Genomic DNA, 17,415 nt, shown 5'->3' on the forward strand with positions numbered 1-17,415 from the left:
GGAGTCCGGCGGCCACGGGCAGGAGACGATGGTACGCGAGGCCTCGTCCGGACGCCGGCAGCGGCGCTCGATCCTCCGGCCATCGGGGTCATGAAGCGATCGCGAAGAGATTGCGAATCCTTGGCCGCGTCATCGGCCGCGGCGCAACCGGGCCCCGCCACAATCGCGGAGGCGTTCCGTTCCGGCAGGGGTCGGCCGCCTGTTTGTGTCAGCCACATGATCCGCGCGGCGGATCCCGCCGAGGTGCCCATGTCCCGCCGCGACCGTCCACGACCGCGACCGATGCCGATGGACCGCGACTTCGCGGCGGCGCGGGGCGAGCGTCAGGATGCGGGGCGTCGGGCGGAGGCGCGGCGCGGCGAGCCCAGGGTCACGGAGGCGGCGGCGACCGAGCGGCTCGCGTCGCTCACGCTCGCGCTGCTCCCGCTCCGCATCTTCCTCGGCGGCACGTTCGTCTACGCCGGCCTCGACAAGCTCATCGATCCAGCGTTCCTCCAGACGAGCGGGGCGGGGTCGATCGGCGCGCAACTCGCCGAGTTCGTCAAGGTCTCGCCGATCGCGATCCTCGTCGAGGTGTTCGCCCAGCCGTTCCCGATCTTCGTCGGGATCGTCATCGCCGTCGCCGAGATCGCGATCGGACTCGGGGTCCTCACGGGGTTCCTCTTCCGGCTGTCGGCTGCGGCGGGTGCCGCTCTGTCGATCCTCTTCTGGCTCACCGCGTCGTGGCCCACCCGGCCGTACTACTACGGGCCGGATCTGCCGTACGCGTTCGGGCTGCTGACGCTCGCCTTCGCCGGCCACGGCGGACGCTTCGCCCTGGACGACTGGCTCGCGCGGCGGGGGGTTTGGGCCGGGCCGGACGACGGTGCGTCGGAGGACCGCCGCCGGATCCTCCAGGGAGGGCTGCTCGGCGCCGGCGCGATCGCCCTCGGCGCCTTCGGCGGGACCGTCGGCGCGGAGATGCTCGGTCAGCGCGACCGCGGGACGGCGCTCGGCGGCTCGCCCGCGCCCGGGAGTGGGACGGGCCAGGGCAGCGCTGCCCCGAGCGTCGGTCCGAGCACTGCCCCGGCCGTATCCGGCGGGTCGACGGGTGCGACAGCGGCCACCGTCCTCGGTACGGTCGCGGATCTCACGAGCCAGGGGTCCATCGCCTTCCAGGACCCCCAGAACGGCGACCCCGGCGTCCTCGTCAAGCTGCCTGACGGCACGGTGGTGGCGTTCGACGCGGTCTGCACCCACGCCGGCTGCACGGTCCAGTTCGATCCGGGATCGGGCTTCCTCATCTGTCCCTGCCACGGAGCGACCTTCGATCCGACCCACGGCGCGGCGGTCATCGCCGGGCCGACGAATCAGCCGCTTGCGCCCATCCCGATCACGGTGAACGCGTCGACCGGGACCATCAGCCTCGAGGGGTGACGGCCCGTCGGATGGACGTCGCGGCCGCCAGAGCCGAGGGTCGCATCCGCGAGACCGCCGGACGAGCCTCCCGCACGCCGATCGGGCGGAGCTGCCGAGGCGCGCTCGGCTCCTCCAGGGGGCGTCCGAGGAGGTAGCCCTGGCCGAACTCGACGCCGAGGGTGCGGAGCATCGCGAGCTCACGTCGGGTCTCGATCCCCTCGGCGACGAGGCGGGCGCCGATCCGCCGGCCGAACGAGACGAACGCCTCCACGAGCGCCTGTTTCGCATCACCGCGCTTGTCCCCGATGCCGTGCACGATCTCACGGTCGATCTTGATGATCGTCGGACGGAGCGCCGCGACGAGCGTGAAGCTCGCATAGCCGGCCCCGGCATCGTCGACCGCGAAGCCGAAGCCGAGGCGACGGAGCGCCTTGACGTGGCGGGTCAGGGGCTCCACGTCCGGGACGGCCTGCTGTTCGGTGCACTCGAGCGTCAACTGGCGCGGGTCGAGGTCGTGCCGTCGCACGAGATCGGCGAACGCCCGCGGCGAGAAGGCGGGGCTGAGCAGGCTCGATGGGGTGAAGTTCACCGAGTACCGGCGACTCGGCCGCCCCGCCGCTGCGGAGTTGGCCTCGAGCCCAGCGATCCGATCGAGGATCCGGGAGACGATGAACGAGTTGAGCTCGACGGCCCGGCCGGTGCTGATCGCCGCCTCGACCATCCCGCTGATCGATGTCGGGAGGGTCGGCATCTCGGGCCGGAACAGACATTCGTACTCGTGGACCTCGCCGGTCGCGATCGCGACGATCGGCTGGAACGCGACGCGATGGTTCAGTCGGAAGAACAGGGCGAGGAGCTTGGTCTGGGCGACGGCGACCGATCGTCCCATGCCCACTCGCTCGGCGATCCCCGACTGCTGCACCGCGGTGGCGTGCGCGACGAGATACCGATCAGCCTCGGGGATCGAACTGTCGACATGGACGAGACCGTACTCCGGCGAGTGGCTCGCACCAGCGATCTCGGCCGCGCGGGACTCCGTCAATTCGGTCGTCGGGGCGATGAGACACACGCCGGACTCGAGCTCGAGAAGGCGACCCCCGGGCAGGGTCGAGGCGAGCCGGTTGACGAAGCGGATGTCGCGCGACCAGAGGAGCGACTCGTCGGAATGGCGCTGGGACGTGAAGAACCGCATGCTTCCCCTGCGATGAGCGGTGACCGGTCGATGGTGGACCGCGGCGGACCTTCGGGCGACCCGGCACTCGTCCTCCCGCGGGAGGACCTTCGTACCACTCGCGGCGCGCCCGCCGAGCCTACGCGATGCGCTCGCCGGCCCTGATCGGAGCCGCGAGCCGATTCTCCGGCGGAGCGAGCGGGCAGGCCCATTTCGGATCGAACGCGCACGAGGGCTGGTAGCTGAAGTTGAAGTCGCAGACGATCGTCCCTCGCTCAGGGTCGCCGCCGAGATCGGCCGACTTCGCGGCGTCGATGAGATAGCGGCCCGCGCCATAGGTCTCGGTCCCGTTCGTGGCGTCGCGGAACGGAACGAAGAGGCCGCCGACGTAGCCCGCCATCCAGAAGGCGGCGAGTCGCGCCGGCCCGCCGGGGAGCGGCAGCTCGATCGACCCGATGCGGCGGATCGACAGCGCCTCCGGGCCGCTGTTCGGAAGCGCCAGCGACGGGCCCGGCGCGGCCTCGGGATCGGGCTGCGGCTCCGGGATGAGCGCGGCCTCGAAGGCGAACCGCTGGTCGTAGCCCCAGTGGAGCGGCTGGAACGTGCCTCGTTCGGCTGCCGGCACGGGCGACGATGGGTGCTCGCGGTAGAGCGAGGCCCGCTCCTCGCGCCAGCGGTGCCACGCAGCGACCGGATCGTCGCGGTAGAGGAACCGGACGTCCGAGTACAACGTGGCCACGCGACGACGCCAGTCCGCGAGGGCGAGTTCGACCCCCGGCGTGGTGGCGTCGAGGTCGGTCATCGGCGCATCGTACCCGGACGGCGGCGGGACAGACGCGGTAGCATCGCCGCCCGGCCGGACGAGCGGCAGCGGCAACGGCCGCCGCCACGGCAGCGGTGAAGGCGAAGGCGGGTCGACGATGGCGGATCTGGCGGATATCGGCGTGTTCGGCGGGTCCGGCTTCTACTCGCTCCTCGACGACGTCCGCGAGATCAAGGTGGACACGCCGTACGGCCCGCCCTCGGACAGCCTGTTCCTCGCCGAGGTTGCCGGGCGGCGGGTCGCCTTCCTGCCCCGCCACGGTCGTCGCCACACGCTTCCGCCGCATCGGGTCCCGTACCGCGCGAACGTCTGGGCGATGCGATCGCTCGGCGTCGGGGCGGTCATCAGTCCGTGCGCGGCAGGTTCCCTGCAGGCGCATGTCAAGCCCGGTGACTTCGTCGTCTGTGACCAGTTCGTCGACCGAACGTCAGGTCGCGCCCAGACGTTCTTCGACGGGCCGATCGTCAGCCACGTGAGCTCGGCCGAGATCTACGACCCGGAGTTGCGACGGATCGCGATCGAGGCCATCCGTGACCACGGCATCACGGTCCACGACCACGGCACGGTCGTGGTCATCGAAGGCCCGCGATTCTCGACGAAGGCCGAATCGCGCTGGTTCTCCGAGGCCGGCTGGGAGGTGATCAACATGACCCAGTTCCCGGAGGCCTATCTCTGTCGAGAGCTCGGCATGGCCGTCGTCAACATCAGCCTCATCACGGATTTCGACGCCGGCGTCATCGAAGGCACCGAAGTCGTCGACGCGATGAGCGTCCTCGAGGTCTTCGAGCGTAACGCCGAGCGTATCCGAGCCGTGGTCCTCGACATGATCGGGCGCTTTCCCGAGGACCTCGCCACACTGGGGGCCGCGGAGGCGCTGCGCCATACCCGCGGCGACGGACACGCCGCGTCCGTCGAAGACATCCGCCTGTTCGAGACGGGGCTCTGATCGTGGCGCTGCACCCGGCTGCGGCGAGTTTCCCGGCGCGGACGGCCTCGCCCACCCTGCCGATCGGCGTGAACCTCCGCTCGATCGGTGTCGACGTCGCCTGGTTCCGCGCCCAGGCCCTCCGCCTCGAGGGCGCCGGCTACGCGACGATCTGGCAGTGGGACCATTTCGTCAGTCGCGGCGTGCTCGCCGATCCGGTCCTCGAGGCGTGGACGACCCTGTCGTTCACCGCCGCTGCGACCACACGGATCGGGCTCGGCACGTTCGTCGCGAACGTGATGAACCGTCATCCGGCGGTCCTCGCCCGGATGGCGGCGACCTTCCAGCAGGCAAGCGGTGGCCGGCTCGTCCTCGGGATGGGGATCGGCGGACACCCCGCCGAGCACGCCGCCTACGGGATCGAGTTCCCGCCCGTGCCCGAGCGCGTCGCCCGTCTCACGGAGGCGGTGGCGGTGATCCGCGCGCTGTGGACCGGGGGCCCGGTCGATCTCGACGGTCGCTTCTACCGGCTCCGCGGCGCGCACGCGTACCCCCGTCCGGTGCCGCCGCCGCCGATCGTCGTCGGTGGAGAGACAACGGCCGGGGCTCGGCTCGCGGCCCGGATCGGCGACGGCTGGACGACGTCGGCCGCCGTCTTCGAGCGCGACCTGCCGGCCTACCTGGCGACACTCGCCGAGCAGGACCGGGAGCGGGCCGCCCAGCGGGTCATCGTCGCGTTCCCGCTGGCCCGCGATTCGCGCCTCGCCGGTTCTCCGTGGACCCTGGATCGGGCCGCGGAGGCGGAGCGGTGGCGAGCGGCGGGTGCCGACGAGGTCATCCTCGCCGCCCGGACGACGGAGGACGTCGACGCGCTCGTCGAGGCGGCCGTCCAGCGCTGATCCTGCGACTGCCCGGGACCGCCATCCGTGGCACCATCGTCGGTGCCGATGACGATGCCCGACCCGCCGACGATCGCCGCTCCCGTGCCTGCACCGGCGCCCGCCCCGGAGCCGACCCATCCGTGCGTGCGGTGCGGCCGGCCGGTCGCCATCGGCATCGCGATGTGCGATTCCTGCAATCCCCTCGGTCTCGCGGATCCGGCCGCCTCCCAGGTCCACGGCACGGCGTTCGTCGCCCTCGGGATCGCGTTCCTCGTCATCGCGCTCGTCGGACGGTTCGCCCTCTCGGGCATCGGTCCGTTCGATGCGCGGATCGCCGGAGTCGCCGTGACGGCCGACGCGGCGGGGACGCCGGCTGGCCTCACGATCACCCTGGCCGTGACGAATCGCGGGACCAAGGGCGGCGCCTCGACCTGCCGGGTCCACGACGTGGCCCTCCTCTCGAACGACGTCTCGGCGATCTTCCTCAGTCCGGAGATCCCCGCCGGGGAGAGCGCGACGTTCACCCGCCAGACGAGCCTCCTCGGCGTGAAACCGGTGACGACGCTCACGGTCGACTGCAGCCAGCCGTGAGTCCCGTCGGCGACCTGGAGTTCGCCCGGCGGGTCGCCGAACGAGCCGGTGTCGTGCTCATGGATCGCTACGGACGGCTCGAACGGGTCGACCGGAAGCGGGCGAAGGATGTCGTGACGGAAGCCGACCACCTCTCCGAGGGCCTCATCATCGACGCCATCCGGGAGCACGGTCCGGGTGACGGGATCCTCGCCGAGGAATCCGGGTCCCATCCGCCGGCGTCCGGGAGAGCGCCGGCCGCGGGACGTGGCCGGCTGTGGATCGTCGACCCGCTCGACGGGACCGTGAACTATGCGAACGGGATCCCGTTCTTCTGCGTCTCCATCGCGCTCGTGGTGGACGGTCGCGCGACGGTGGGCATCGTCCACGATCCGACCCGCGGCGAGACGTTCGCCGCCTCCGTCGAGAGCCCGGCCCTGCTTCACGATCGCGCGGACCCGCAGGGTCGATCCATCGCGGTCTCCGCCAAGGACCGGCTCGACGATCTCGTCGTCGCGCTGGCGATCTCGGGCCGGGCGGCGGCGACCCGGGTGCAGGCGGTCCGCGCCGCCGTCCGGGTGAGCCGGAACATGGGTGCAGCGGCCCTCGAGATCGCCTATGTCGCGAACGGTCGGTTCGATGCGGTCATCCAGTCCGGCGGGCTGTCCGCCTGGGATATCGCCGCCGCCGGCCTCATCGCCGAGCGCGCCGGAGCGACGGTCACGGACGCGTCCGGCGGCCCGTGGCTGGAGGTGGGGAGGGGCGCGTCAGCCAACGGAATCCTCGCGGCCCCGCCGGGCCATCATCCGGCCCTGCTTGCCCTGAGCCTTCCGCGCGCCGTCGGGACCTGACGGCCAGTAACGGGCTCGATCACCCGTCACGCCAGCGATGCGGACGCTCGCGGAGTCGCGCCAGCCCGATCTCGTCGCAGAATGCCGTCCAGGCCGGCCGGTCCGCACCACGCCAGCGGAGCTCTTCGGGATCGCGCTGTGCGATCGGCGCGTCGAGCCGGAGGCGGGCGAGCTGCCGATACAGGCGCGCCTCGCTCGCGCGTTCCACGAGGACGGCCGCGAGCGAGACGGCCCCCCGCACCCCACCCGGTAGGTCCCATTCGCTCGCCCGTTGGGGGATGGCATCGAGCGAGCCGTATCGCGCGAGCACCGCGGAGGCCGATCGCGCGCCCCACCCCGGCAGCCCGGGATAGCCGTCCGCGGCATCGCCGACGAGGGCGAGGTAGTCCGGGATCGCGGAGGGCGAGACGCCCCATTTCGCCTCGACCCCGGCCCGATCGTAGGTGATGCCCCGGCGCCGATCCCAGAGCACGACTCGGTCGTCGCGGACGCACTGGGCCAGATCCTTGTCGACGGAGCAGATGACGATCCGTCCGACCGTCGGATCGTCGATCCAACGGATGACCGCGGTCGCGAGCGCATCGTCGGCCTCGAGCTCGACCATCGGCCACAGGACGAGCCCGAGTGCCTCGATGGCGCGTTCCGCGATCGGAAACTGGGCGAGGAGCTCCCGCGGAACGCCCGCCTCCGTCTTGTACGCCGGATAGAGCTCGTTGCGGAATGAGTGGATCACGCGGTCGGTGGCACAGCCGACATGGGTCGCGCCCTCGTCGCGGAGCAGGCGGAGGAGCTGCTCGACGAGGCCGCTCACCCCCGAGAGGGCGACCCCGTCCCGGCCGCGTACCGGCGGGCGCGGGGCGAAATGAGCGCGGAAGAGCTCGTAGGTCGCGTCCACGAGGTGCAGGTCCATCGCCGATCAGGCCGTTTCGGGCGGCTCGCCCGGGTCCCCATCCGGCTCGCCCGGATCGCCGGCCGACCCGGATTCGCCCTCCACGAGACGGGCGAACGTCTCGAGATCGGCCTGGAAGATCCGGCTCAGGATCGGGCGGGCGATGAGTTCGCCGAGGTGCGGAAAGACCGGTGGGCGGAGCGTTTCATCCCAGCGGACGAGCGTCGTCGAGGCGTCGATCGCCTCGAGCGTGATGATCCCGCCACCCGCGAACAACCCCGTGTGTCGGATCGCGAAGCGGCGGGGCGGGTCCCAACCCACGATCTCGACCGGGTCCCAGACCGGGACTCCGAAGATCCGGACGAGTCCCACGGCCCGCGTTCCGACCCGGATCGGGCCGGGCGTTTCGATCCGGACGGCCTTGAGCTCGGCCATCCAGCGGACCTGGCCCGGCACGTCGGCGAGTTCCGCCCACGTCCGCTCGATCGGCGCGCCGACGCGGACCGAGCCACGGATGACGCCGAGCCGTCCGGCTTCGCGGAGCGCATCCGCACGCTGGCGGACCGCCCGTTCGAGGAGTGCGCCGCCGGCGGACCCGAGAGCGGCGAGGGCGATCGCCCGGCGGACGGCGCGCTTCATGCGGCGCAACCCGGAGACGACCGATCGAGCCGCACGCCGGCTGCCGCGAGCTCGACGAGCGCACGTTCCCCGTCACCCGGCCGCAGGTCCACCGCACGGATCCCCGCGACGAGGATGGACGTGTCGAACCCGAGGGCGAGCGCGTCGCCGGCTGTCGCCGCGACGCAGTAGTCGGTCGCGAGGCCGCAGAGGGTCACCCGGCTGATGCCCGCTTGGCGGAGGAGCCGCTCGAGCTCCGTGCGGGTCGTCGCACCGGTGGACGGTTCGCGCATGAAGAACCCGGAGTATCCGTCCTCCCCGTTCGAGCCCTTCCGGACGACGGGGCCGCTCACCGTGAGCCGCGGGTGGAATGCCGCTCCCCAGGTGCCGGCGACGCAGTGCACGGGCCACGGGCCGCCGTCCGTCGCGAAATGCGGGGTGCGTTCCGGATGCCAGTCCGCGGTGTACGCGACGAGCGCACCCGCGGCATCGGCGGCCTCGATCGCGGCGTTCACGACCGGCAGGACGTCCAGGGCTCCCGGCACGGTCAGGGCGCCCGCCGGGTCGGCGAAATCGTTCTGGACGTCCACGACGATGAGGGCGGAGGTCGGGTCGAAGCGCGGCACCCCGCTACGCTACCGCACGTCGAGCGGTCCGGACCGCACGCCCGCCGTGGATGGGCTACGCTCCCGCCATGACCTTTCCCGGGGCGGACCTCGCCGCCCTCGAGGCGACCGAGGAGATCGAGATCGAGACGCATCCGCCGAGCGGAGCGCCGATCCATCGGACGATCATCTGGGTCGTCACGGACGGTCCTCACGCATACATCCGGTCGGTTCGCGGCGCCACGGCTCGCTGGTACGTCGAGGCGGTCGCGCCGTCCATCGTGACGATCCGACTCGGCGATCGTCGCCTCCCGGTCCGGCTCGTCCGCGCGGTCGATGCCGACTCGATCGGACGGGCGTCGGCCGCCTTCGAGCGCAAATACGCCAGCGATCCGTCCACGCCGGACATGCTCCGGCCGGAGATCCTCGCCACGACCCTCCGTCTCGAACCCGCCTGACCGCGGCACCGCGCCGTGGCTCCCGCGCCCACCTCCCGACACAGCCCAGCCGACCCCGCCCACCGGAGCGCCCTCGCGATGTACTTCGACGAATTCAAGCACCAGCTGCCCGACATCGATACGCCCGAGACCGACGAATGGCTCGCGTCGCTCGACCAGGTCGTCGCCGAGGAAGGTGAGAACCGGGCGCGCTTCCTCATGTTCAAGCTCCTCAAGCGTGCGCGCCAGCTGCACGTCGGCCTGCCGCCGCTGACCCAGACGCGATACATCAACACGATCAGCCCGGAGCAGGAGCCGTTCTTCCCGGGCGACGAGGAGCTCGAACACCGCATCCGCCGGATCGTCCGCTGGAACGCCGCGGCGATGGTCCTCCGGGCGAACAACCGGTTCGCCGGCATCGGCGGGCATCTCGCCACCTACGCGTCCGCCGCGAGTCTCTACGAGGTCGGGTTCAACCATTTCTTCCGCGGCAAGGACGACCGGCCTGGCGACCAGATCTTCTACCAGGGCCACGCCGCACCGGGCATGTACGCCCGGGCCTACCTCGAGGGGCGGCTCACGGAGGACCAGCTCGACCATTTCCGACGCGAGGTCCAGCCCGGCGCGGGCCTCTCGTCCTACCCGCATCCGCGCCTCATGCCGGGATTCTGGGAATTCCCCACCGTGAGCATGGGGATCGGCCCGATCAGTGCGATCTACCAGGCGCGCTTCAACCGCTACCTCGCGAACCGTCGCCTGCGGGACACGAGCGACCAGCGCGTGTGGGCATTCCTCGGCGACGGAGAGATGGATGAGCCGGAGGCGCTGGCCGGCCTCTCGCTCGCCGCTCGCGAAGGACTCGACAACCTCACCTTCGTCGTCAACTGCAACCTCCAGCGCCTCGACGGGCCGGTCCGCGGCAACGGCAAGATCATCCAGGAGCTCGAGGGGCTCTACCGCGGCGCGGGGTGGAACGTCATCAAGGTGATCTGGGGCCGCGAGTGGGACGAGCTGCTCGCCCGCGACGTGGATGGCCTGCTCGTCGAGAAGATGAACAACACGCTGGACGGTGAATTCCAGAAGTTCTCCGTCGCCGGCGGGGCGTACATCCGGGAGCATTTCTTCGGACCGGACGCGCGGCTGCGGGCGCTTGTCGCTCACCTCTCCGATGACGATCTCACCCGGCTTCGCCGCGGCGGCCACGACTACCGCAAGGTGTATGCGGCGTACAAGGCGGCCACCGAGTACACCGGCGCCCCGACGGTCATCCTCGTCCACACCGTGAAGGGCTGGACTCTCGGTCCCGGGGTGGAGGCCCGCAACATCACGCACCAGGCGAAGAAACTCTCGGAGGCCGAGCTCCGGGTCTTCCGTGACCGGCTCGAGCTGCCGATCCCGGATGCGGCCCTCAAGGAGGCGCCCTACTACCATCCGGGTCCCGATTCGCCCGAGGTGGAGTACATCCGCGAGCGGCGTCGCGCACTCGGCGGCGCGTTGCCGAAGCGGATCGTCCGCGTTGCGCCACTGCCGTCGCCGGCACCGGCCGTGGACGCCGAGTTCACGACCGGATCGGAGATCGCCGTCTCGACGACGATGGCGTTCACCCGTCTGCTCCGGAACCTCATCCGCGATCCCGCGCTCGGGCCGCGCATCGTCCCGATCATCCCCGACGAGGCGCGCACCTTCGGCATGGATCCGCTGTTCAAGGAGGTCGGCATCTACGCGGCCCTCGGCCAGCGCTACGAGCCGGTCGACTCGGATCTCGTCCTCAGCTACCGCGAGTCGGTCGACGGCCAGGTCCTCGAGGAGGGGATCACGGAGGCGGGCTCGATGGCGAGCCTTCAGGCCGCCGGGACCGCGTACGCGAGCCACGACCTCGCGATGATCCCCTTCTATATCTTCTACTCGATGTTCGGCTTCCAGCGGGTCGGCGACCAGGCGTGGGCGTTCGGGGACGCTCGGGGACGTGGCTTCATGATGGGTGCGACCGCCGGCCGGACGACCCTCCACGGGGAGGGGCTCCAGCACGACGACGGCCACTCGCATCTGCTCGCCGCGAACATCCCGAACGTCCGTCCGTACGACCCGGCCTATGCGTTCGAGGTCGCGGCCATCGTCCGCGACGGGATCGAGCGGATGTACGGCCGAAGCGAGGACGTCTTCTACTACATCACGCTGTACAACGAGAACTATCCGATGCCGCCACGCCCGGCGGACGTCGGCGATGGCATCGTCCGCGGGCTCTACCGGCTCCGCGAGGCCCCCGATCTCCGTCGGGCGGCGAAGGTGCGGCTCGTCGGCAGCGGTTCGATCCTCCAGCAGGTGATCGCCGCGCAGGCGCTGCTTGCCGATCGGTTCGGGGTGGCGGCGGAGGTGTACTCGGCGCCGTCGTTCCCGCTGCTCCGCCGCGACGCGCTCGAGGCCGAACGCTGGAATCGCCTGCACCCGCAGGAGACGCCGCGAGTCCCCCACGTCACGCGGATGCTCGGTCCGGACGGCGGGCCGATCGTGGCGGCTACGGACTGGATCACCGCCCTGCCGGACCTGGTGAGCCGCTGGCTGCCCTCGTCGTATACCTCGCTCGGCACGGATGGCTTCGGACGGAGCGACACCCGCGAGGCTCTGCGCTCCTATTTCGAGATCGACCCGCCGCACATCGCCGCCGCCGCGCTCGCCGCGCTCGCCCGCTGCGGGAGCCTTCCGGCGTCCGCGGTGACGGCGGCGATCCGCGATCTCGGCCTCGACCCGGACCGGGATTCGCCGCTGGCCGTCTGACTCCCGCAGGGGCCGATTCAAGGCGCCTTGCGGCCCCGATGCAAGGCCGGTTGACCATGACGGGCTGGGCGCACTACCATCGCGGCGGCTCCCGGCGTCCGAGGTGCGGCGTTTGCGGACGTCGCGATCCGGAGGATGGACGGCGGTGGATCTCGGAGCACTGACGAGCGGCCTGCTCACGGGCCTTCGCGAAGGGGTCGAAGGCGCTCTCATCGTGAGCATCGTCCTCGCCTACCTGGGTCGAACGGGGAATGCGCAGTACGCGAGCCGGATCTGGCTCGGCGTCGGCGGAGCGCTCGCCCTCAGCGTCGCGATCGGCGCCGCGCTCTTCGTGACGATCGGCAGGCTGCCCTCGCCGTACGAGCAGATCTTCGAAGGCCTGACGCTGCTCATCGCCGCCTGCGTCGTCACCTGGATGCTGTTCTGGATGCGCCGCCAGGCGGCCGGCGTGAGCGGCGAGCTCCGGGCGGCCGTCGAGCGGGTCCTTGGCCGCGGCGGAGCCTGGGGTCTCACGGTGCTCGCCTTCACCGCGGTCGTCCGCGAGGGCATCGAAACGTCGCTCTTCCTCGTCGGTCAGGTCGAGGTGGCCTCCCGGACGACGAACCTCGGTGCCCTCTCGGTCCTCGGCGGGGCGGTCGTCGGTCTGGCGATCGCTGTCGCGATCGGCGCGGGCTTCTACCGCGGCACCCGGCGGATCGACCTCGCCAGGTTCTTCCGCTGGACGGGCGTCGCCCTCGTCTTCATCGCGGCCGGCCTCCTCAGCGGGGCCGTCCACGAGTTCATCGAGATCGGCGTGATCGGGATCGGCACCAGTCCGCTGTACGACATCTCGAGCGTGGTCTCCGACTCAACCGGGATCGGCGGCTTCCTCCACGCGCTCCTGGGATTCCGGTCCGCCCCGGAGCTGCTCGTCGTCGTCGTCCACCTCATGTATCTCGCGGCGGTCCTCGGGCTCTACCTGCGACCGATGCGGATCGCTCGCCGCGTGGAGGCTGAGCGCGGAACTGCCGGCTCCTGAGCGTGGCGCCCGGACCGCGGACCGCGGCCGGGCGTGCCCGAACGCCGATCTTCGTGCGCCCCGGGAACCGGATCGGCCCCAGCGTCGTCTGACGGCCACTTCGGTCGCCCGCCGGGCGGCCTCTTCGTGGAGCACCCGATGTCGACGACGCTCGCCCGGTTCACCCTCGCCCGCCTCCGGCGCATCCCGCTCCTCATCGTCGCCCTCGCCGTCTTCGCAGCGTTCCTCGCCTCCTCGGCGCCGTCGGCACCGTCGTTCACCCCACGACCGGCGGCCGGCGCGGACACGAGCGCCGCACCCGAACACACGATCAGCGTGAGCGGCACCGGGACGGTGACCCTCTCGCCGGATGTCGCCGACCTCCACCTCGGCGTGGTCGTGACCCGTTCCACGGTGAGGGCCGCCCGGGCGGATGCCGCCACGGCGATGACGGCGGTCATCGCCGCCCTCAAGTCGGCCGGCATCGCCGACGCGGACATCCAGACCTCGCTCCTCAGCCTCCAACCGCAGTACGACTATTCGAACGGTGGGTCAGTGCCGCGTCTCACCGGCTACCAGTTCGCGAACTCCGTGACCGCGACGGTCCGTCATCTCGACGCTCTCGGCGGAGCGATCGATGGCGCGATCGCCGCCGGTGCCACGACGCTCGACTCGGTGGTCTTCCGGGTGAACGACCCGACGCGCGCCGAGGCGCAGGCTCGGACGGCGGCGATGGCCGACGCGCGGGCGAAGGCGGACGCGCTCGCGGCAGCGGCCGGCGTGACGATCTCCGGTGTCAGCTCGATCGCGGAGACCACCGCTCCGACGCCCATCCCGATCCCGTACCTCGGCGCAGCGGCTCCCGACAGCGTGAAGTCCGTTCCGACCCCCGTTCAGGCCGGGACGAACCAGGTCACGGTGAGCGTCGCCGTCGTCTACCGGATCCCCTGATCCGCCAGATGGGCTCGGGCTCCGCCCGACGCCCCTGACGCGGTCAGCCGTCCGGCACGGCCTCGAGGGGTCGCGCGGCGCGGCCCTCGATCGCGATCCGGGCGGAGACGATCCCGGGGAAGGCGGCGGCGTGGACCGCGGAGAGCCCGGTCGCGTCGTGACGGAAGAAGACGTACACGGCACGGCCGTCCTCGAGGAACGGGACGAGTCGCGCGGCCCATCCGGCGAGGTCCTCCGGCGAGTACGCCGTGCGCCGAAGGCGGACGTACAGCGACTCGCCGAGCGCCCGAATCGCCGGCGGCTCCTCGCCCTCGCGGTCCGTCGAGCACCACGCAGCGCCGATGGACGCAAGCGCCGCAAAGGTCTCGTCGACGGCCCAGGATGCATCCTCCGCCTCCACCGTGAGGGGCAGGTCGCGGGGCCATGACGTGATGAGCGCGGCGAGCCGGCCATCGTCACGATGGACGTGCCCGGGGATCCTGAACAGGACGCTGCCGAGTCGGTTCCCGAAGGTCCGATACGGCGATGTGAGCCACTCTGCGGCGACCGCCGGGTCGCGGAGGAGCGCCTGGAGGCTGCCACCCCGCTGCGCCTTGACGACGAACCTGAACGATGCGGGCGTCGCGGCCACCCAGCCGGCGACGGTCCGTTCCGTGGGCTGCCGGTAGAACGTCGCGTTGATCTCGCAGGCGGACAGGCGGCCGGCATAGAACCGGAGGAGGTCGGGTGGGCGGAGCCCCGGGGGATAGAAGCTCGGCGCCCAGCCCGGGTAGGCGAAGCCGCTCGTGCCCACGTACAGGCGGTCGATCGCCGGTGCGGCTGCGCCGACCGCGGGGCCGGCGGCCGGGATCATCAGGCTCGGCGGCGCTCCGCGGGCGCGTCGGTGTCGTCGTCGCACACGGAAGTCCCGTCCGCGGCGGCCTGGACGCGGAGTCCGCCGACGATCGTCTCGAGCGTCCGACCAAGGGCGGCGAGCTCGCCTGACGAGAGCGGCTCGAGGAAATACCGGGTGACGCCGCGGAGATGCGTCCGGGAAGCGTCCCTGAGCCGATCGAGGCCCGCGCTCGTGATGACCGCCTCGGCGCCGCGAGCGTCCGTCGAGCACTGCGTCCGAGCGACAAGGCCGTCCGCGACGAGGCGATCGACGAGTCGTGTCACGCCGCTCCGGCTCAGCAGGACACGGTCCGCGAGCTGGTTCATCCGGAGACGGCGATCGGGTGCGATCGCAAGCTGGATGAGCGCGTCGTACTCGGCGAGCGACATGGACTGCTCCGCGCGCAGCTCGTCGTCGAGGCGCCGGCTGATGAGCGCGTGCGCCTGGAGGAACGTCCGCCAGTCGTCGATGTTGGGATGGTCGAGGCCGATCTCGCGACTCGTCCGGGTGGGGGATTCGGTCATGGCCCCGCCATCATACGACACGGTCGCAATCGTTGACAATGCAACTAACGAGGCGTATGGTTGCTGGTGCAACGAGAGCCACGCCGGCGACGCCGCCGCGCAATCCGCCACCGAGCGGCAGGAGACAACGATGAGCACCTGGAAGATCGATCCGGCACACACGGATGTGAATTTCTCCGCCAAGCACATGATGGTCACGACGGTCCACGGCAAGTTCGCCGCCGTCGACGGCGCGATCACCCTCGACGATGCTGCCCCCGAACGCTCGAGCGGTGCGTTCCGCGTCGCCAGCGCGAGCATCACGACCGGCGTCGAGAAGCGCGACGGCCACCTTCGATCGGCGGACTTCTTCGACGTCGAGAACCACCCGTCGATCGTCTTCACCTCGACCGCCATCTCGCCCAACGGGACCGATCGGTACGCGGTGACCGGCGACCTGACGATCCGCGGCACCACTCGGCCCGCGACCTTCGATGTCGAGGTGCTCGGCTTCTACGCCGGGATGAACGGCCAGCGGCGGATCGGCCTGACGGCGACCACGAAGATCGACCGGGAGGCCTGGGGCCTTACCTGGAATGTCGGTCTCGAGGCCGGCGGCTGGCTCGTCGGCAAGGAGATCTCCATCGAGGTCGACGTCGCTGCGGACGAGGTGCCGGCCGCGGTGACCGGAGCGGCGGTCGTGGCCGCCTGAGCGCGGTCGGAGCGCGACGGACCCGGGAACCCAGGTCGCCTGAGAGGCGCGCTCTCACTGGTATGCAGAGGCCGCCTCCGATCGAGGCCGGCTCCGATCCGTTCGGAGCCGACCTTTCCACGTCCGCGAACGTCCGGCCCGGGGAGGCCGGCACCGAGGCGTCGGTCAGGTCTGCTACGTGATTGGCGGGAGGGCACGCGACGCCGGGCGATCCGTGACAATTCGAGCCCTTGGTGCGGGCACCGCGATCCTCGAAGTATCAAGCCGCTGGGACATCGCTCGGATTTGAAGGCGCGGGCAGTCAATCCGATCTAGCAGACCGCCGGGCATAGGTTACTTCGGCCGCTTCGGTCTGAATTCATGCGGTCGACCGGCCCACGTCCGCCGGATGGAGCGAGGACGAGATCGGCCATGGGTTCGAGCAGTTCTTGATGGCCCGATCAAGATGAAGAAGTGGGGGCTGAAGGGCGGGGCGTAGTTGCGACGCCATCGAGAAGCTGTTCATCGTGCGTGTGAACCGATGCATGCCCTTCCGGGTCCAGCTCGTCGAAGTAGGCCGCGACCCGCTCACGCGCCTCTTCGACGTGGGCCTCGAGCCGCCTGGATGCGAACTCAGGATCCCCGGTCTCGATCGCCTCGAGCAGTGCCTGGTGCTGGTCGGCGCTCGTTGCGAGCATCGGGTACGGAAGCTCATCGAAGTCGAGCAGCGTCTGGATCGCAGGAACATGTCGGACGAAGATCGCATGCAATCGGCGGTTCCCGCTTAGGGCGCATAGCCTTTCGTGGAATTGCAGATCGGCGCGGCGAACCGCCGGCACATCGGCGGTCAGTGCGGCGGTGCGAATCTCATCGACCGCGGCGCGAAGCTCCGCGACAGCCATGCGATCTCCACGAGTGGCCAGCAGGCGAGCAGCACGGCCCTCGATGGCAGCGCGGACATCGTAGATCTCGCGCACGTCGTTCCGGTTGAGGGTGACGACGAAAGCCCCCCGTCGCGGTTCCTCTTCGATGAGACCCTCGCCGACCAGAGTCTTGAACGCCTCGCGGACCGTGCCTCGACTTACTCCGAGTCGGGAGGCGAGCTTCGCCTCGATCAGATGGGTGCCGCGCCGAATGCTGCCAGAAAGGATCTGTTCGCGAAGGATGGCCGAGGCATCCTCGGCCAGCTTCCTCGGCGCCGCAAGAGGCGATAGATCCGGGAGGCCATAGTCTTCATCGCGCGGTGTCCTCCCGTCGCTGCCGCTGTAGGACGCGTCTCTGATCGGCATCGGTTCTCGGTTCCCCTACCTCGGCGCCGTCGGGCTCACTCGACGTCTCGGGTCGGGTGGCAGTGGGCGTGCTGTCGCCCAGGTCGGTCGACAGTCTACCATCCGGTAGCGCCCGGTTAACAGCACCCTTTCGATTTCATGAACAACGGATGTCACATGGTCCAGAA

18 protein-coding genes are annotated in these 17,415 nt (G+C 70.8%); 10 read left to right on the plus strand and 8 right to left on the minus strand.

The window, feature by feature from the left end:
- The first annotated feature begins 282 nt into the window (after positions 1-282).
- A complete protein-coding gene (locus IVW53_11605) occupies positions 283-1,416 on the plus strand; it encodes a Rieske 2Fe-2S domain-containing protein (GenBank protein MBF6606215.1) in 1,134 nt (377 codons plus the stop codon).
- Here IVW53_11605 and IVW53_11610 read toward each other — a convergent pair.
- Entirely contained in the window at positions 1,400-2,590 is a 1,191-nt protein-coding gene (locus IVW53_11610; protein ID MBF6606216.1) for an EAL domain-containing protein, read from the minus strand. The two genes, IVW53_11605 and IVW53_11610, sit on opposite strands and share 17 nt — an antisense overlap.
- Positions 2,591-2,708: 118 nt before the next feature.
- Complete coding sequence (locus tag IVW53_11615) at positions 2,709-3,371, minus strand: DUF1684 domain-containing protein (GenBank protein MBF6606217.1); 663 nt, start codon at positions 3,369-3,371, stop codon at positions 2,709-2,711.
- Positions 3,372-3,489: 118 nt separating this feature from the next.
- Here IVW53_11615 and IVW53_11620 point away from each other — a divergent pair, with 118 nt between their 5' ends.
- Genes IVW53_11620 through IVW53_11635 form a run of 4 tightly spaced genes read left to right on the plus strand, consistent with a single transcriptional unit; the run spans position 3,490 to position 6,619 of the window.
- Complete coding sequence (locus IVW53_11620) at positions 3,490-4,338, plus strand: S-methyl-5'-thioadenosine phosphorylase (protein MBF6606218.1); 849 nt, start codon at positions 3,490-3,492, stop codon at positions 4,336-4,338.
- 2 nt (positions 4,339-4,340) lie between these two features.
- Positions 4,341-5,216 (plus strand): LLM class flavin-dependent oxidoreductase, encoded by an 876-nt coding sequence (locus tag IVW53_11625; GenBank protein ID MBF6606219.1) that lies wholly within the window; start codon positions 4,341-4,343, stop codon positions 5,214-5,216.
- A gap of 48 nt (positions 5,217-5,264) precedes the next feature.
- Complete coding sequence (locus IVW53_11630) at positions 5,265-5,789, plus strand: hypothetical protein (protein MBF6606220.1); 525 nt, start codon at positions 5,265-5,267, stop codon at positions 5,787-5,789.
- The gene (locus IVW53_11635; GenBank protein MBF6606221.1) at positions 5,786-6,619 is read left to right on the plus strand and encodes an inositol monophosphatase; all 834 of its coding nucleotides are present in this window, start codon (positions 5,786-5,788) and stop codon (positions 6,617-6,619) included. The genes IVW53_11630 and IVW53_11635 overlap by 4 nt, the downstream gene beginning before the upstream one ends.
- Positions 6,620-6,638: 19 nt before the next feature.
- Here IVW53_11635 and IVW53_11640 read toward each other — a convergent pair whose 3' ends face one another.
- From IVW53_11640 to IVW53_11650, 3 genes are read right to left on the minus strand one after another with little or no spacing between them, the layout of a single operon-like run.
- Positions 6,639-7,529 (minus strand): flap endonuclease, encoded by an 891-nt coding sequence (locus IVW53_11640; GenBank protein MBF6606222.1) that lies wholly within the window; start codon positions 7,527-7,529, stop codon positions 6,639-6,641.
- Positions 7,530-7,535: 6 nt separating this feature from the next.
- Positions 7,536-8,147 carry an SRPBCC family protein gene (locus IVW53_11645; protein MBF6606223.1) on the minus strand — a complete coding sequence of 204 codons (612 nt, stop codon included), beginning with the start codon at positions 8,145-8,147 and terminating at the stop codon, positions 7,536-7,538.
- The gene (locus IVW53_11650; protein ID MBF6606224.1) at positions 8,144-8,716 is read right to left on the minus strand and encodes an isochorismatase family protein; all 573 of its coding nucleotides are present in this window, start codon (positions 8,714-8,716) and stop codon (positions 8,144-8,146) included. Before IVW53_11650 ends, IVW53_11645 begins: the two co-directional genes overlap by 4 nt.
- A gap of 104 nt (positions 8,717-8,820) precedes the next feature.
- Between IVW53_11650 and IVW53_11655 the strand changes: the two genes are divergently transcribed.
- From IVW53_11655 to IVW53_11670, 4 genes are all read left to right on the plus strand, one after another.
- Positions 8,821-9,189, plus strand: a complete 369-nt coding sequence (locus IVW53_11655; protein MBF6606225.1) for a DUF2255 family protein — start codon at positions 8,821-8,823, stop codon at positions 9,187-9,189.
- 78 nt (positions 9,190-9,267) lie between these two features.
- Positions 9,268-11,943 carry a pyruvate dehydrogenase (acetyl-transferring), homodimeric type gene (aceE, locus tag IVW53_11660; GenBank protein ID MBF6606226.1) on the plus strand — a complete coding sequence of 892 codons (2,676 nt, stop codon included), beginning with the start codon at positions 9,268-9,270 and terminating at the stop codon, positions 11,941-11,943.
- A gap of 145 nt (positions 11,944-12,088) precedes the next feature.
- Positions 12,089-12,961: an FTR1 family protein gene (locus IVW53_11665; protein MBF6606227.1), complete on the plus strand. Its 873-nt coding sequence runs from the start codon at positions 12,089-12,091 to the stop codon at positions 12,959-12,961.
- A 138-nt stretch (positions 12,962-13,099) separates the two neighbouring features.
- The gene (locus IVW53_11670) at positions 13,100-13,891 is read left to right on the plus strand and encodes an SIMPL domain-containing protein (protein MBF6606228.1); all 792 of its coding nucleotides are present in this window, start codon (positions 13,100-13,102) and stop codon (positions 13,889-13,891) included.
- 43 nt (positions 13,892-13,934) lie between these two features.
- Here IVW53_11670 and IVW53_11675 read toward each other — a convergent pair whose 3' ends face one another.
- Together IVW53_11675 and IVW53_11680 are read right to left on the minus strand one after the other, a co-directional pair.
- Positions 13,935-14,744, minus strand: a complete 810-nt coding sequence (locus IVW53_11675; GenBank protein ID MBF6606229.1) for a DUF72 domain-containing protein — start codon at positions 14,742-14,744, stop codon at positions 13,935-13,937.
- Positions 14,744-15,289: a MarR family transcriptional regulator gene (locus tag IVW53_11680; protein ID MBF6606230.1), complete on the minus strand. Its 546-nt coding sequence runs from the start codon at positions 15,287-15,289 to the stop codon at positions 14,744-14,746. Before IVW53_11680 ends, IVW53_11675 begins: the two co-directional genes overlap by 1 nt.
- Before the next feature lie 130 nt (positions 15,290-15,419).
- Between IVW53_11680 and IVW53_11685 the strand changes: the two genes are divergently transcribed.
- Complete coding sequence (locus IVW53_11685; GenBank protein ID MBF6606231.1) at positions 15,420-15,980, plus strand: YceI family protein; 561 nt, start codon at positions 15,420-15,422, stop codon at positions 15,978-15,980.
- A gap of 440 nt (positions 15,981-16,420) precedes the next feature.
- On the opposite strand, the gene IVW53_11690 is transcribed toward IVW53_11685, so the two are convergent.
- Positions 16,421-17,248, minus strand: coding sequence for a GntR family transcriptional regulator (locus IVW53_11690; GenBank protein ID MBF6606232.1), 828 nt, complete (start codon positions 17,246-17,248; stop codon positions 16,421-16,423).
- Positions 17,249-17,415: the final 167 nt, after the last annotated feature.

Source organism: Chloroflexota bacterium (assembly GCA_015478725.1).
Taxonomy (GTDB): domain Bacteria; phylum Chloroflexota; class Limnocylindria; order Limnocylindrales; family CSP1-4; genus C-114.

Excerpts from the sequence above, each read along its gene's own strand:
- IVW53_11655 (MBF6606225.1), top strand. The coding sequence starts at position 8,821 with ATGACCTTTCCCGGGGCGGACCTCGCCGCCCTCGAGGCGACCGAGGAG.
- IVW53_11680 (MBF6606230.1), bottom strand. The coding sequence starts at position 15,289 with ATGACCGAATCCCCCACCCGGACGAGTCGCGAGATCGGCCTCGACCAT.
- IVW53_11605 (MBF6606215.1), top strand. The coding sequence starts at position 283 with ATGCCGATGGACCGCGACTTCGCGGCGGCGCGGGGCGAGCGTCAGGAT.
- IVW53_11615 (MBF6606217.1), bottom strand. The coding sequence starts at position 3,371 with ATGACCGACCTCGACGCCACCACGCCGGGGGTCGAACTCGCCCTCGCG.
- IVW53_11620 (MBF6606218.1), top strand. The coding sequence starts at position 3,490 with ATGGCGGATCTGGCGGATATCGGCGTGTTCGGCGGGTCCGGCTTCTAC.
- aceE (MBF6606226.1), top strand. The coding sequence starts at position 9,268 with ATGTACTTCGACGAATTCAAGCACCAGCTGCCCGACATCGATACGCCC.
- IVW53_11675 (MBF6606229.1), bottom strand. The coding sequence starts at position 14,744 with ATGATCCCGGCCGCCGGCCCCGCGGTCGGCGCAGCCGCACCGGCGATC.
- IVW53_11670 (MBF6606228.1), top strand. The coding sequence starts at position 13,100 with ATGTCGACGACGCTCGCCCGGTTCACCCTCGCCCGCCTCCGGCGCATC.
- IVW53_11630 (MBF6606220.1), top strand. The coding sequence starts at position 5,265 with ATGACGATGCCCGACCCGCCGACGATCGCCGCTCCCGTGCCTGCACCG.
- IVW53_11690 (MBF6606232.1), bottom strand. The coding sequence starts at position 17,248 with ATGCCGATCAGAGACGCGTCCTACAGCGGCAGCGACGGGAGGACACCG.
- IVW53_11610 (MBF6606216.1), bottom strand. The coding sequence starts at position 2,590 with ATGCGGTTCTTCACGTCCCAGCGCCATTCCGACGAGTCGCTCCTCTGG.
- IVW53_11685 (MBF6606231.1), top strand. The coding sequence starts at position 15,420 with ATGAGCACCTGGAAGATCGATCCGGCACACACGGATGTGAATTTCTCC.
- IVW53_11645 (MBF6606223.1), bottom strand. The coding sequence starts at position 8,147 with ATGAAGCGCGCCGTCCGCCGGGCGATCGCCCTCGCCGCTCTCGGGTCC.
- IVW53_11640 (MBF6606222.1), bottom strand. The coding sequence starts at position 7,529 with ATGGACCTGCACCTCGTGGACGCGACCTACGAGCTCTTCCGCGCTCAT.